The sequence below is a fragment of the Streptomyces sp. NBC_00358 genome, assembly GCF_036099295.1.
In the GTDB taxonomy this organism is placed as follows: Bacteria; Actinomycetota; Actinomycetes; order Streptomycetales; family Streptomycetaceae; genus Streptomyces.
This window is the reverse complement of sequence record NZ_CP107976.1, coordinates 1,953,610-1,967,594: the sequence shown is the minus strand read 5'-3', so window position 1 is coordinate 1,967,594 and position 13,985 is coordinate 1,953,610. Positions and strand designations below refer to the sequence as shown.

The 13,985-nt window shown below is 69.9% G+C and carries 11 protein-coding genes; 6 read left to right on the top strand and 5 right to left on the bottom strand.

The window, feature by feature from the left end; genetic code table 11:
- Nucleotide 1: 1 nt before the first annotated feature.
- Entirely contained in the window at nucleotides 2–2,758 is a 2,757-nt protein-coding gene (locus OHT01_RS08170) for a bifunctional YncE family protein/alkaline phosphatase family protein (protein WP_328552456.1), read from the top strand.
- A 136-nt stretch (nucleotides 2,759–2,894) separates the two neighbouring features.
- On the opposite strand, the gene OHT01_RS08165 is transcribed toward OHT01_RS08170, so the two are convergent.
- Both OHT01_RS08165 and OHT01_RS08160 read right to left on the bottom strand, forming a co-directional pair.
- A complete protein-coding gene (locus tag OHT01_RS08165; RefSeq protein WP_443043518.1) occupies nucleotides 2,895–4,577 on the bottom strand; it encodes a carbohydrate binding domain-containing protein in 1,683 nt (560 codons plus the stop codon).
- A gap of 317 nt (nucleotides 4,578–4,894) precedes the next feature.
- Nucleotides 4,895–6,082, bottom strand: coding sequence for an ATP-grasp domain-containing protein (locus OHT01_RS08160; RefSeq protein WP_328552454.1), 1,188 nt, complete (start codon nucleotides 6,080–6,082; stop codon nucleotides 4,895–4,897).
- Between the two features lie 254 nt (nucleotides 6,083–6,336).
- Between OHT01_RS08160 and OHT01_RS08155 the strand changes: the two genes are divergently transcribed.
- From OHT01_RS08155 to OHT01_RS08140, 4 genes are all read left to right on the top strand, one after another.
- Nucleotides 6,337–7,245, top strand: a complete 909-nt coding sequence (locus OHT01_RS08155; protein ID WP_328552453.1) for a metallophosphoesterase family protein — start codon at nucleotides 6,337–6,339, stop codon at nucleotides 7,243–7,245.
- Nucleotides 7,193–7,912 carry a 4'-phosphopantetheinyl transferase family protein gene (locus tag OHT01_RS08150; protein ID WP_328552452.1) on the top strand — a complete coding sequence of 240 codons (720 nt, stop codon included), beginning with the start codon at nucleotides 7,193–7,195 and terminating at the stop codon, nucleotides 7,910–7,912. The genes OHT01_RS08155 and OHT01_RS08150 overlap by 53 nt, the downstream gene beginning before the upstream one ends.
- A gap of 356 nt (nucleotides 7,913–8,268) precedes the next feature.
- Nucleotides 8,269–9,762: an FAD-binding oxidoreductase gene (locus OHT01_RS08145; protein WP_328552451.1), complete on the top strand. Its 1,494-nt coding sequence runs from the start codon at nucleotides 8,269–8,271 to the stop codon at nucleotides 9,760–9,762.
- A gap of 191 nt (nucleotides 9,763–9,953) precedes the next feature.
- Nucleotides 9,954–10,517 carry a hypothetical protein gene (locus OHT01_RS08140; RefSeq protein WP_328552450.1) on the top strand — a complete coding sequence of 188 codons (564 nt, stop codon included), beginning with the start codon at nucleotides 9,954–9,956 and terminating at the stop codon, nucleotides 10,515–10,517.
- Between the two features lie 113 nt (nucleotides 10,518–10,630).
- Here OHT01_RS08140 and OHT01_RS08135 read toward each other — a convergent pair whose 3' ends face one another.
- Nucleotides 10,631–10,867, bottom strand: coding sequence for a hypothetical protein (locus OHT01_RS08135; RefSeq protein ID WP_328552449.1), 237 nt, complete (start codon nucleotides 10,865–10,867; stop codon nucleotides 10,631–10,633).
- Nucleotides 10,868–11,121: 254 nt separating this feature from the next.
- Between OHT01_RS08135 and OHT01_RS08130 the strand changes: the two genes are divergently transcribed.
- Nucleotides 11,122–12,165 carry an alpha/beta fold hydrolase gene (locus tag OHT01_RS08130; protein ID WP_328552448.1) on the top strand — a complete coding sequence of 348 codons (1,044 nt, stop codon included), beginning with the start codon at nucleotides 11,122–11,124 and terminating at the stop codon, nucleotides 12,163–12,165.
- A 22-nt stretch (nucleotides 12,166–12,187) separates the two neighbouring features.
- Here OHT01_RS08130 and OHT01_RS08125 read toward each other — a convergent pair whose 3' ends face one another.
- Together OHT01_RS08125 and OHT01_RS08120 are read right to left on the bottom strand one after the other, a co-directional pair.
- On the bottom strand, nucleotides 12,188–13,414 hold the full coding sequence (locus tag OHT01_RS08125) for an MAB_1171c family putative transporter (RefSeq protein WP_328552447.1): 1,227 nt from the start codon (nucleotides 13,412–13,414) through the stop codon (nucleotides 12,188–12,190).
- A 13-nt stretch (nucleotides 13,415–13,427) separates the two neighbouring features.
- Nucleotides 13,428–13,958, bottom strand: a complete 531-nt coding sequence (locus OHT01_RS08120) for a toxin-antitoxin system, toxin component (RefSeq protein ID WP_328558051.1) — start codon at nucleotides 13,956–13,958, stop codon at nucleotides 13,428–13,430.
- Between the last annotated feature and the right edge of the window lie 27 nt (nucleotides 13,959–13,985).

Below are 13,985 nucleotides of genomic sequence, written 5' to 3'. Positions count from 1 at the left end.
CATGCAGGTAACGCGTCGCCGTCGGCGTGCCGAGAAGGGGCGTTCGGGCCTTCTCGGCAGACACACCGGCAGACGGATACCTCTCGTCACGGCAGGCACCACCGTCCTCGCCCTGGTCGCCACCGGGGCCGCGTTCGCCCAGACGCACGAGTTCGGCACCGACCAGGTCGGCCAGATCACCGATCGGGGTCAGGTCGTCTCCAGCGACCAGTACCTCGCCCCGTACGGCGACCGGCTCGTCATCGACAACGGAAAGATCATGTCGTCCTCGGTGAGCCCGGACGGCACGCACCTCGCGGCCTCGCTCACCGACGGCGGGAGCGCGCTCGCGATCGTCGACGTGAAGAACTTCAAGGTGCAGCAACTCGTCAGCGCCGCCGCGTCGTCGAGCCCGCGCCTCAGCGGCAACAGCGTGGGTCAGGAAGGCCCCACCTACTCGCCCGACGGCTCGCAGCTCTGGCTCGGCCAGACAGACGGATACACCAGGCTGACCGTTAACCCGGACGGCGGTGTCACCGGTCCGGTGTTCGTCCCGATCCCGGCCGACGGGCCCAAACACGCGCTGGTCGGCGCGGCGGTGTTCTCGCCGGACGGCTCCACCGTCTACTCCGCGGTCAACGGACAGAACCGGGTGGTCGCCATCGACGCGGCCACGGGGTCCCTCCGGCAGAGCTGGAGCGTGGGCAACGCCCCGCGTGACATGGTCGAGGTCGGCACCAAGCTCTACGTCAGCAACGAGGGCGGGCGCGAGGCGCGGGCCGGCGACACCACGATCAACTCCTACGGCACCCAGGTGCCGGCCGACCCGGTCACCGCGGCCACCACCACCGGCACCGTCAGCGTCATCGACCTGGCGAACCCGGACGCCGCCGTCGTGAGCGTCCCCGTCGGTCTGCACCCGACCGCCCTGTACGCCAGGAAGGGGGCGGTGTTCGTCACCGACACGGCCACCAACGACGTGTCGGTCATCGACACCGCCAAGGACAAGGTCGTCCAGACCATCGCGACCCAGCCGTGGCCGGAGGCGTCGGTGGGCTACGAGCCCGACGCGGTGACGCTCACCGACGACGGCCACCTCCTGGTGACGCTCGGCCGCGCGAACGCGGTGGCCGTCTACCGGTACCGGTCCCCGCAGGATCCGGTCCGCTACGTCGGCCTGCTCCCGACGGACTACTTCCCGGCCGAGATCGCCTCGGCCGGCAAGGACGTTCTGGTCTCCAACACCCGTGGCATAGACGCCCGTCGGACCATCAGTGGCACCGCGCACGGCACCCACGACACGACATCGAGCGTGCAGCGGTTCACGCTGCCGGACGACAGCGTCATCCGGGCGCAGACGGCCAAGGTCTTCCGGCAGAACGGCTGGACCCCAGGGTCGGTCACTTGGTCCAAGGGCAGGAGCCACGCGAAGCCCGTACCCGTCCCGCTGCGGCTCGGCGATCCCTCGACGATCAAGCACGTCTTCCTCCTCGTCAAGGAGAACCGGACCTACGACCAGGTCTACGGGGATGTCCCGGAGGGCAACGGCGATCCCTCGCTGGCCCAGTTCGGGGAGAACGTGACGCCCAACCAGCACGCGCTGGCACGGCAGTTCGGGCTGTACGACAACACGTACGACATCGGCACGAACTCCGCCGAGGGGCACAACTGGCTGATGCAGGCGGACGATCCGGAGTACACCGAGTCCTCGGCCGGTGAGTACCTGCGCAGTTACGACACCGAGGACGACGCGCTCGGCCACCAGCGGACCGGCTTCCTGTGGACCGGCACCCAGGCGACGGGGAAGTCGGCGCGGGACTTCGGCGAGTTCCAGCAGTTCCTGACCAAGCCGTCGGACGCGAGCTGGCAGAACCTGTACTGCGACTCCAGGAAAATGGCGTCGACCGGGCAGGACACCGCGTACACCCTGAACTCGTCCTCACCGATCCCGTCGCTCAACGACGTGTCCGTGCACGGCTTCCCGAAGTTCGACACCAGCGTCCCGGACATCTACCGGGAGCAGATCTGGAAGCAGGACTTCGAGAAGAACGGTCCGGCGAACCTGAACATGTTCTGGCTCTCCAGCGACCACACCGGCGGTCCGGCGAACGCGGCCGCCCAGGTCGCGGACAACGACCTCGCGACCGGCCGGATCGTCGACGAGATCTCGCACAGCAAGTACTGGAAGGACTCGGCGATCTTCGTGGTCGAGGACGACTCCCAGGCCGGACTCGACCATGTCGACGGCCACCGTGCCCCGATACAGATCATCAGCCCCTGGGCCCGGCACGGTGTCGTCGACAGCCACTACTACTCGCAGATCACGATGATCCGGACCATCGAGCAGATCCTCGGGGTCCACCCGATGAACCAGAAGGACAGCGCCGCCACCCCGATGAGCGCGGCCTTCACCCGGCACGCGGACTACACGCCGTTCACCGCGCTGCCCAACCGGACCTCGCTGACCGACGGTCTCAAGACCCCGCCCTCCTGCGGTGTGGACACTCCCGCGCCGCCGGACCCCGCCGCCGCACCGGTGCCCTCGGCGAAGGTGCCGGCGGCCGAGCGGGCACTCGCGGCGAAGTGGGACGTCTGGAAGTCGCACCAGCGGCTGACCGGGCCCAACGCCGTTCCCGACTTCGCCAACCCCGCGCAGATGAACCACTTCACCTGGTACCAGACGCACGGGTGGACCGAGCCCTACCCGGGGGAGCACCAGATCTTCGCGCCCCAGGACGTGCCCGGCGCCTACCTCCCCTCGTCGGAGTCGGACGGCTGACGGCCGCGCCGACCGCCGATCGCCGGCGACTGCGGCCGGTGTACAGCGGACGGCTGTCGGCTCGGACGAGAGCGTGACGCGATGGGCCGCCCGGGGACATCCCCGGGCGGCCCACCGCGTTGACCCGCCGTCGTTCTCAGCCCGTGAAGCCGGCCGTGATCGACGTGAACTGCCAGGTGCTCTGGCTGATGCCGGAGCAGTTGCTCACCACGCCGCCGCCGGGGCAGGACCGGTCGCGGTTGACCGCCCAGTAGGCGAGCCGCGCGATGTGGTGGGTGTTGGCCCAGTCACGGATCGAGGTCCAGATGGCCGGGGTGGTGTTCTCCTGCTGGTCGGACAGGCCGTTCATGCCGGAGATGCCGATGTGCGAGTACGCCGTGGCGTCGTCCCAGCCGAAGGTCGACTTCAGCTTGGTCTTCAGCCCCTCGGCGGCGTTGACGGTGTTGCCGTACATGTCGGAGCCGCCGCCGAAGTCGAACGGCATGATGGTGAAGACGTCGATGCCCGCGTTCAGGGACTGCGCCTGCTCGATGAGCCGGTTGCCGTAGTAGGTCGGGCCGGTCGTCGAGGTGCCGAAGGTGACGATCGTCCTCAGGCCGGGGTTGTTGGCCTTGACCGTCTTCAGCGCGGTCAGGATCTTCGCCTGGACGGCTTCGTTCTCGAACTCGTCGGTGTTCTCGATGTCCATGTCGATCGCCTTGAGGCCGTAGGCGTCGATCACCTTCTGCAGAGCACCGGCGAGCGCGCTCGCCGAGGAGCAGTTGGCGCCGAGCTTGCTGCCCTGCCAGCCACCGAACGAGGGGACGATGTCACCGCCCGCGGAACGGATCTGGTTGATGGCCGTCTGGTCGGCGCCGCCGGTCAGCGCGCGGCTGCCGTCCCAGGCCGGGGTGCAGCCGCCGGAGTCGAGCACGAACGCCATCGTGAACCACTTGACGCCGGTCGCGCTCATCACCGTGGTCGGGTTCGGGGGATCGCCCCAGCCCTCGTACAGATAGGGAGCGGCCTGCTTGAAGCCGGTGCCGCCCCCGCCGCCGCCCGCGCTCGTCGTGACGCTCACGGAGTTGGAGGCCGCGGAGGTGTTCCCGGCCGCGTCCCGCGCCTTGACGGTGAACGAGTAGGCCGTGCTCGCGGACAGTCCGCTGACCGTGGCACTCGTACCCGCCACGCTCAGTAGCTGGTTGGAGCCGCTGTAGATGTCGTACGCGGTCACGCCGACGTTGTCGCTCGACGCGCCCCACGACAGCGACACGCTGGAGGAGGTCTTGCCGGTGGAGGTCAGACCGGTGGGCGCGGTCGGCGCCTGGGTGTCGGAACCGCCACCGCCGCCGCCCGGACCGTCCAGGCTGATGTCGTCGGCGTAGTAGGTGCCCTGCGCGTACCAGCCGTGGACATAGATCTTGGCGCTGGTCTGCGAGGCGCCGGTGGTGAAGGGCACGGTGAGCTGGCTGTACGCCGAGGTGGACGTCGTCCAGTTCGAGGCACCGCCGTCCACGCCGAGGTAGACGTAGCTGCCGCGGACCCAGCCCGTGAGGTTGTACGTCGTGTTCGGCTGGACCGAGACGGTCTGGCTGCACTGTGCGCTGTCGCTCGAACTCGCGGCCCCAGCAAGGGCTTTGGAGCCGCCGTGGACGGGGCTGGAGACGATCGAACCCAGGTTGCCCGAGCAGGACCAGGGGGAGAGACTGCCCGTCTCGAAGCCGGGGTTGGAGAGGATGTTGGCCGCCTGGGCCGTACCCGGCAGGGCGACCGCCCCGGCGAGCGCCAGCGCGGCCGTGCCCAGCAGGGCGAGGAAACGATGTCTGGAACGTCTGAGCATGGTGATGCGCACGCGATCTCCCTGGAGATATGGGGGTGTTCGGGAGTGCAGAGAGGTGCGCCACCAAGTTGGTATGGACCAATCCCGCTGTCAAGATGCTGAGCGGAATTGGTCCAGACCGGTAAACGGGTGTGACAGCCCTAGGGCGTGTTTCGAAAGTAGCGTCGTCCGCCCGGAGGGCGGGGCTCGCGGCGTCTGGTGCGGTGCATCGCAAGGCGGAGGGTCGTCCGCGTACTGGGCGTACTCGGGCGATCCCGACAACGCGGCGAGGTGCCGTGCCAGGCGTCGCGAGCCAGACGGGACTTTCGAAACACGCCCTAGGCGGGTGCGATGGCCGCGTTCGCGGCCGTGGCCGCCTGGGCGGAGACGGCGGAGACGGTCGTCCCGACCGGGGCGGACAGCGCCGAGGCGGTCTCCGCGACCGGAGCGGGCACCGCGGACAGCGTCGGCACGGGCGCGTCGGGCCGCGGTGCGGGCAGCGACACCGGACGCACCGGACGCGGCCCCGAGACCACCGTGTAGTCCTGTCCGAGGAACGGCGGGACCACCTCGCCGGTCTCCTCGCCGAGCGCCAACTGCACAGCCGCCCAAGGGGCGTTCACCCCGCACTGGGCGATCTGGTGCAGTCCGCCCGCCGGACGGGTGTTCACGTCCATCAGGACCGGCTCGTCACCGTACATACGGAACTGGATGTTCGACAGATAGTGCAGCCCGAACGCCTCGGCGAGCAGCCGGGCGGGCTCGATCCACGCGTCGTCGAGGGTGAATCCGCGGCGCCGCCCGTTCTTGGTGCGGCCGATCGCCATGCGCACTCGGCCGTCAGGACCGGTGAGGCAGTCCACCGACACCTCCGGCTGTCCGAGGTGCGGCATCACCAGCCAGTCGACCGGCTCGTCGGCCGCGCGCAGCGCCTCCACGACCAGGTCCATCGGCACGTACGCGCTCGGGAACCCGTTGAGGTGCATCAGCGAGAAGGGAGTGCGGGTGATCACCCGGAAGCCCACCCCGCCCGCTCCGGCCGCGGGCTTGAAGCAGGCTCGCTGACCCGCGGCCTCCAGCTCTTCGACCGCCGCGACCAGTTCTTCCTCCGTGCGCACCCGCCACCACGGGGGCACCGGAATGCCCACGGCCTCGACGGCCTGGTACGCGGTGGCCTTGTCGTGGAAGACCGCGACCGCCTCCGCCGGCGGCGCCAGCAGCGCCGTACCGAGCGCCGCGAACTCGGCGCGCTGCGCCACGATCGCCGCCTGGTGCAGGACCGGCACGAACACGTCGATGGAACGGCGCGCGCACATGTCGAGCGCGAACTCGACATAGGCGCGCGGCGACAGGCCCTCGGGCTCCGGTTCGGCGGTGTCGGCGGCGGCCAGTACGGGAGAGTCGGCGTCGCCGTGGGTGGCATGGATCTCGACCGCGCGGTGCTGCGGATTGCTTCGCAGCTGATCCATGAAGAACACGTTCTCCGCGTACGTGCGGTTGAGCCAGACGCGTACGCGAGAGCCCATGCAAGCCACCTTTCACGGTTTGCGGGCACGGCGAAGCAGGCCGGGCCCGGCCAGGGGTAGGGGAGGTACACCGAGCCGTCGCACGCCAAAGCAGATTCGAGCGGTGGTGTTGGGGCGATCATAAGGGTCGCGGGACCCCCGTGCTGCTACAGGGATGTTACGGATTCACCGACCCGCCCGCCGGAGCCTCCTTGTCCGGCGGCGGTCACGTGTGGTCTCGTGTCGGCATTCGCTTTCTACGGGGGGTGGCGCGCGTGCGGCCGACGGACGGCGGAGCCGGCAACCTGCTGGCCATCAGTGACCTGCACGTCGGCTACCCCGAGAACCGCGCCCTCGTCGAGGACATGCGCCCCGGGTCGGAGGACGACTGGCTCCTGGTGGCCGGTGACATCGGCGAGATCGTCGACGACATCCGGTGGACCCTGGAGACGCTCAGCGGCCGTTTCCGCCAGGTCGTCTGGGTCCCCGGGAACCATGAGCTGTGGACGCATCCCAAGGACCCCGTCCAACTGCGCGGAGTAGCCCGCTACGAGCATCTGGTCGCCCTGTGCCGGGAGTTGGGCGTCACGACCCCCGAGGACCCCTACCCCGTCTGGAACGGGCCGGGAGGCCCCGCCGTCATCGCGCCGCTCTTCCTGCTCTACGACTACTCGTTCCTGCCGCAGGGCTGTGCCACCAAGGCGGAGGGGCTGGCGTACGCCCGGGGGACCGGCATCGTGTGCGCGGACGAGCACCTGCTCCACCCCGACCCCTACCCGAGCCGCGAGGCCTGGTGCCGGGCCCGGGTGGCCGAGACCGAGCGCAGACTCGCCGGAGTCCCCGACGGCCTGCCCGTCATCCCGGTGAACCACTACCCGCTGGACCGCCATCCGATGGACGTCCTGTGGCACCCCGAGTTCGCCATGTGGTGCGGCACCCGGGCGACCGCCGACTGGCACCGCAGGTTCCGCGTCGAGACCATGGTCTACGGTCATCTGCATATCCCGCGGACCACCTGGCACGAGGGTGTCCGCTTCGAAGAGGTGTCGGTGGGCTATCCCCGGGAATGGCGCAAGCGACCGGGACCGCCCGGCACGCTGCGCCGCATTCTGCCGATGGAGGTCAAGTCCGGTGATGGAGGAGCTGCTTCCGGAGTCGGTCGTGGCCGTGGAGAACCACGGTGACGACGGGGCCGAGGGCGCGACCCTGTACCCCGAGGAGCGGGAGCTGCTGAAGCGCGCCGTGGAGAAACGGCGCCGCGAGTTCACCATCGTGCGGGCCTGCGCCCGGCGGGCCATGAAGAAGCTGGGTGTGGCACCGGGCCCCGTGCTGCCGGGCGAGCGCGGCGCCCCGCAGTGGCCGGCGGGCGTCATCGGCAGCATGACGCACTGCGAGGGCTACGGCGCCGCAGCACTCGCCCGCGCCACCGATCTGGCCTCCCTCGGCATCGACGCCGAACCCCATCTGGCGCTCCCGGACGGCGTCCTGGACGCCGTCGCCCTGCCCGCTGAGACGGACAGGCTCGACCGCCTCGCCGCCCGGGAACCCGCCGTCCACTGGGACCGGCTGCTGTTCAGCGCGAAGGAGTCGGTCTACAAGGCGTGGTTCCCGCTCACCGGCAGGTGGCTGGACTTCTCCGAGGCGGACATCGACATCTCCCTCGCCCCGGCACCCCCCGTCGCAGGCCTCTCCGGAACCTTCCGCGCCCAACTCCTCGTACCGGGACCCGTGGTGGGCGGCGTTCAAGTCCCGGCCTTCGACGGACGGTGGATGGTCCGGCGCGGACTGGTCGCGACGGCGATCACGGTGCCGCACACGCGGTCCGGTCCGCCCTCCGCGGCGCAGGACTGAACCGGCCGTCGGCCGCCGGTGGTCGGCGGTCCGTTCGCTCGGAGCCCGATCGGGCCCGCCCCGTACGGCGCGGGCCGCGGGTAAAACAAAAGGCCCATTATCGCTTCGGGAAATACGATACGCGGCCTCTCAATTAGAGGATCGGCGTTCAGCGGAGTCAATTGGCGGCCATTCATATATTTCCCCGTCGAATGATCGACATCGTCCTCAACTGGCGTTTCAGTAAACACTGTCACGGACCTTCGTTGTTACTGTGCGCCTCTCGTCGATTACCGAAAAGGGATCGAATGCGCCAGTTGGCGGACAAGGCCTTTTTTGTCAAATTCTGGCGTGGCTCGGTCGAGAGGATACGGACCATGCAGGACTTTTCTCGTCGTGGACTGCTCAGGGTGACAGCCGCCGCGGGTGCCGGGGCGGTCGTTCTCCCGGGCGTCGCGGCCGCTGAGGCCCCGGGCGCGAGCGCCGTCCCCGCCGTGGCCGAAGGCATGAAATGCCGGCCGGCGAAGCTGACGGGCCGGATCGTCCGTCCCGACGACCCCGGGTACGCGGAGGCGAGCCTCGGCTGGGACGAGCTCTTCGTCCACTACCCGCTGGTCATCGTCTACGCCCAGGAGACCCAGGACGTGGTCAACGCCCTGACCTGGGCGAGGCAGCACAACGTAGCGCTGCGCGTGCGGAGCGGCGGCCACAGCCTCGAGGGCTGGTCGAACGTGGACAACGGCCTCGTGATCGACGTCAGCGAGCTGAAGTCCGTCCACATCGACACCGTCACGCGCATCGCGAAGGTCGGCGCCGGGCTCAGCCAGTCGGAAGCGGTGACCGCGCTCGCGAAGAAGGGCCTCGCGGTGACGACCGGAACGGAGGGCACCGTAGGCCTGTCGGGCGCGACTCTCGGCGGCGGCTTCGGCTTCCTCGTCCGCTACCTCGGCATGGCCTGCGACAGCCTTGTGGGCGCCGAGATCGTCGTCGCGGCGGGTGACGACTGCGCCAAGGTGATCCACGCGGACCTGAAGGACCACGAGGATCTGCTCTGGGCGCTCCGCGGGGCGGGAAACGGGAACTTCGGGATCGTCACGTCGCTCACCTACAAGGCGTCCCCGCTCAAGAGCGTCGCCTACGTCCAGGCCACCTGGGACGGCATCAAGGACCTGCACAGGGTCTTCGAGGCGTGGCAGCACAGCGCCCTGCGCGCCGACGACCGCCTCGGAACCCAGCTCGAGATCCACCGGGGGCAGATTCTGCTGTTCGGGGTCCTTGCGGAGGGAACCGAGGCGGAGGCGAAGGAACTACTGGACCCGATCCTGTCGGTGGGAACGCCCGAGGTCACGGCTCAGGCCGGCAACTGGGGCGACGTATATGCCGGATTCCAGATTCCGACCGCGGACGAGCCCGCGAACTGGAAGTTCTTCTCGCAGTTCAGCAGCGAGCTGTTCCCGAGGAAGGCGATCAGCGTGATCGCCTCGTTCATGCGCGACGCGCCCACGGACGACAGCAACTTCTTCACCCAGGCGTTCGGCGGCGCGGTCCGTAGGAGCCCCCGCGGCGGCACCGCGTTCCCGCACCGCGACGCTCTCTTCTACTCCGAGCCCGGTGCGGGCTGGGGGACGCGCGGACAGGCGGGCAGCGGCGACGAGCTCACCCCGCAGGCCCAGGCCTGGATCGCCGAGTTCAGCCAGGCGCTGCGGCCCTACGTGAACGGCGCCTACGTCAACGTCCCGAACATCGGAATGCAGGACTGGGAAACCGCCTACTGGGGCGACAACTTCGACCGGCTGCGCAGGGTCAAGGCCCAGTACGACCCCCGTAACGTCTTCCAGTACGAGCAGAGCATCCCGCCCGCGTCCTGCTGACCGGCCGGAGCCGGAGTTCCGACGCGAACGACGAAGCACAGCCACGCCGGCGGGTGCACAACTGGGCACCCGCCGACGTGAGTTCCGACATTCCTGGTAGGTGCCCTGGTCCCGGCGGCGGCCGTAGGGATTCCCGGCGGGCGCCGGCCCGGCCCTTCCGCTCCGAACGCCCTGTCGGAGATCATCGTCGGATGGACTCCGAAACCGCCGAAACCGCCGTCTACGAAGCACGCTTCGGCTGGACCGGCCGAACCGTGCGCCTGAGCCTGATCAGCCTCGCCTTCCTCGGTTGTGCCTTCATTCCGAACATATCGCTCGGTATAGCCGTATTCGCAGGTTCGTTCGGGCTGCTCGGTCTCCTGGTGTTCACCACGGCCTCCCTTTCCCGTGCAGTCGCGCTCCGGATCGACGAGGAGGGCGTCACTCTCGGCGGCAACCCGCTTCACGTCGGCTTCAAGACGGATGTCGTCCCGTGGAGCGACATCACGTCCGTCGTGCTCTGGACGCAGCACGTGGGCCGGACGGACATGCCGTACATAGGCCTTCACCGGCCACAGGGCTCCCCGCAGCTTCCGGGCCAGCCGTACGGCCCCCGCCGCAGACGCATCAACGAGGCCCTGATTCCCCACGTTCCGGCCGAGATCGTCCAGGCGAGCAGGCCCGTCAACATGTGGGACCTCGACCGCGCCCGTCTCGAATCGGCGATGGAGACCTTCGCGCCCCAGGTCGAGATCGTCGACATGAGCGACCGGTAGCGCTCCCCCGGGGAGCCTCCGGCCGCCCCCCACCCTCCCCGAACGTGTGCGTACGGCACCGGGCTCGCCTCCGTCGGCCGGCGCGGGCCCGGCCGACGGACGCGGGGCAGCACTCACCCCCAGTCCGGCTCCGGGCACCAGGAGCGCAGCAGCTCGAAGAACGCCTCCTCGTTGCCCGCGAGGCCCGCCGCCCTCAGGGCCCGCTCCGCCTCGGCGAGCACGGCGGGCGGGACCATGGGTGGTCGGTGGCCGTCCGGTGGGCCGTCGAAGGCCGCTCGTACCGTCTGGAGGAGGCGGAGGTAGGCCTGCACGGCGGCGCGTTCGTGTTCGGTCAGTACGGCGGTCGGCATCGGACGGCTCTCCCGGGTCGGCTGGTCGTGACACTGGTCCTGACCCCAGCTTGCCGTCCGCCACTGACAATGCGGTTTCGGTCTGTGGAGGTTCGCCCGCTTAGCGGAGGCGAAACCTCACGGAAATCCCTTGTGGAACAGGGGCCCTACGCTGGAGACGAGAGCTGGGGCCGCCTGCCGGCGGGCCCCGGGAGCCGTCATTCCGGCGGCTCGGGAGCCGCCTTCGCGGCGGCCTGTGAACGGGAGGTCAGCCCGTGGTCGACGTACAGCCCCGGCAGCCGCGGCGCACCCCGCGGCTGCGTTCGGTCGGTGACGGAGAACTGCGTCTGCGCCACCGTGTCGTGCACGGCTACCGGCGCGCCTACCGGATGGCCGGTGAGGGACCGGCGCTCGTCCTGATCCACGGCATAGGCGACTCCTCCGCGACCTGGGCGGAGTTGATCCCCGACCTGGCCCGCACCCATACCGTGATCGCCCCCGACCTGCTCGGCCACGGCGCGTCCGACAAACCGCGCGCCGACTACTCGGTGGCCGCCTACGCCAACGGAGTACGCGATCTGCTGGCCACGCTCGACATCGAGTCCGCCACGCTGGTCGGGCATTCCCTCGGCGGGGGAGTGGCGATGCAGTTCGCCTACCAGTTCCCCGAGCGAACCGAGCGGCTGATCCTGGTCAGCGCGGGCGGAGTAGGGGGCGAGGTCAACCCCGTCCTGCGCGCCGTGTCGCTGCCGGGTGCCCATCTGATGCTCTCCACCCTGCGGCTGCCCGGAATGCGTTTCCAAGTGGGCTTCTTCCTGCGGCTGATGCGCCTGCTCGACACCGATCTCGCCCAGGACGCACCGGAGTTGGTGAACCTGGTGGACGCGCTGCCCGACGCGACCTCCCGCAGCGCGTTCATCCGGACCCTGCGGGCCGTGGTCGACTGGCGCGGCCAGGCGGTCACCATGCTCGACCGCTGCTATCTCACCGAGGGCATGCCCACCATGCTGCTCTGGGGGGACCGGGACAGCGTGGTGCCGGTCCGGCACGCGCACGGGGCGCACGCGGCGATGCCGGGCAGCCGTCTGGAGATCTTCGAGGGGGCCGGCCACTTCCCCTTCCACAGCGACCCGGCGCGATTCCTCGCCCTGGTCCAGGAGTTCACGGCCACCACCAGTCCGGCCGACTGGAGCCGTGAGACCTGGCGGGAACTGCTGCGCGCCGGGCGCCCCGGTACGGCGGTGGGGCAACCGGACACCGCCCGCAACCGTGCCGCGGAACGGGACCTGCGCGAGGCGAGCGAACGCAGCGCGACCTGAGGGCACTCGGCGCCCGTCACGGCTAACCCGCCGGCTCGCGGGCGTCCTTCTCCGGTCCGGTCGTCGTCCGCCCCCGGGCGGCCGCGACGACGGGTGACCGGCGCAGGGCGACGGACATGCGCACGAGGTCGCGCGGACCGTCGTTGTGCCCGAACGGGGATCGCGTCGCGGGCGCCGCGGCGGCCGTCTCCGCCGAGCTGATGACGCGGCCTTCAGGGTCGGCGGCCCTGGCCCGCACCGCGCGTGTGACCATCGCGGCGTCCGCCTCGGCGTGCGCCTCGGCGGGGGAGGAGCCCGCCGTGACCGCGGCGCAGTAGGCCCGGGTGCGCACATCGGAGTCGAAGTAGGGGTAGAGGCTCAGCATGCCGTCATGGATGTCGGATTCCCGCTGGGTGACCTGGAGTTCGGCGGGCGCCCACCAGGAGATCCGCACCGCGCGGTCCGCAGGCAAGGAGACCGGCTTCAGTTCGCGCCACAAGGGCCCCAGCCTGCGGTACGTGGACCAGGTGTTCCAGCTGTCCCCGATGCGCCGCCAGGCCAGCGGAAGGCAGAACCCGACCGCGGTGATCTGGGCCCCGGCCGAGGCCAGCATGGGTGCCACATCGGTGCTCAGGCCGTCGAGGTCCACGCCGTTCCAGCGGGCCACCACGGCGGTGAACTTGGTCGCCGAATAGGGGACGTTGCACAGCGATCCGAACGCGATGATCACCAGTCCGGCGCGCAGCCGGCCGCGTACCTGGATCGCCCAGCGCCAGCACATGACGTTCATCGCGACACCGGCGACGGTGAGCGACCCGAGGTAGAGCACGATCATCTCGCGGATGAAGGGGGTGTTGGCGTAGTAGGTGTCGAGATCCCGCAGCCGCTCGACGGGGGCGTCCCCGAGGACGAACAGCACGATCAGGGCGACGCCCACCACGGTGTACCCGAGGATCCAGCGCCGGGACAGCCGACGGGTCTCCTCGGGCGGTCCGCCCCGCCAGTTGATGATCAGCACGAGACAGGAGGCGCTGTAGGCGCTCAACAGGCAGTAGACCAGGGGTGCCGAGAAGTTGGGTATCCCCGTGAGGTCGTTGACCTCGGCGATCGTCGGCGGGGCCGCGAAGAGGAACACCAGGCCGGCGAGGGCGAGCAGGACGCCCACGGAGCGCAGCAGCGGGTCGCGCCAGCCACGCAGCAGCGCGGGCCCCTTGAAGGCGATCGCGGCGCCCATGGCGACGGCCGGGATGTAGTAGCTGGATCCGTCCATGGCTCGGGGACCTTCAGTCCCGCGGTCCGTGACAGCCGAGCGACGCCTCGATGCGACCGGCCAGACCGTGCCGCTGCACCGGGCCGCGGAGTGACGAACCGGCCAGCCACGTACGGCACTTGCTGGCGAGCAGGAGTCCGAAACTCTCGGCCTCCTGCTCGTCGGCGAGGTCGAAGCGGGTCCGCGCGGCCACCTTCAGGACGGTGGCCTGAAGGTCCGCGCTGTCGCTGAGTAAGCGTGCCGCGACGGCCGCACCGTCGACATGATGGGTGCAGTGCCCGGCCTGCATGTGCCACAGCTCGTGGCCGAGGATCACCAACTGGTGGTCGGGCGCGGTGCGTTCCTCGATGACGACGAGGTCCTGTTCGGCCATGTCGAGCCACAGGCCGCTGGCGGTGCCGGGCGGGAAGACGGCCGTACGGAACCGGACGGGACGGCCGCGGCGGGTGCTCATCGCGCTGCACAGCGCGGAGTAGAGGTCGGCGGGTGCCGCCGGTGCCGGCAACGAGAGCTCCGAGACCAACTCGCCGCACAGGCGGCGCATTTCCCTTCCGATGCCCACTGATCTCCC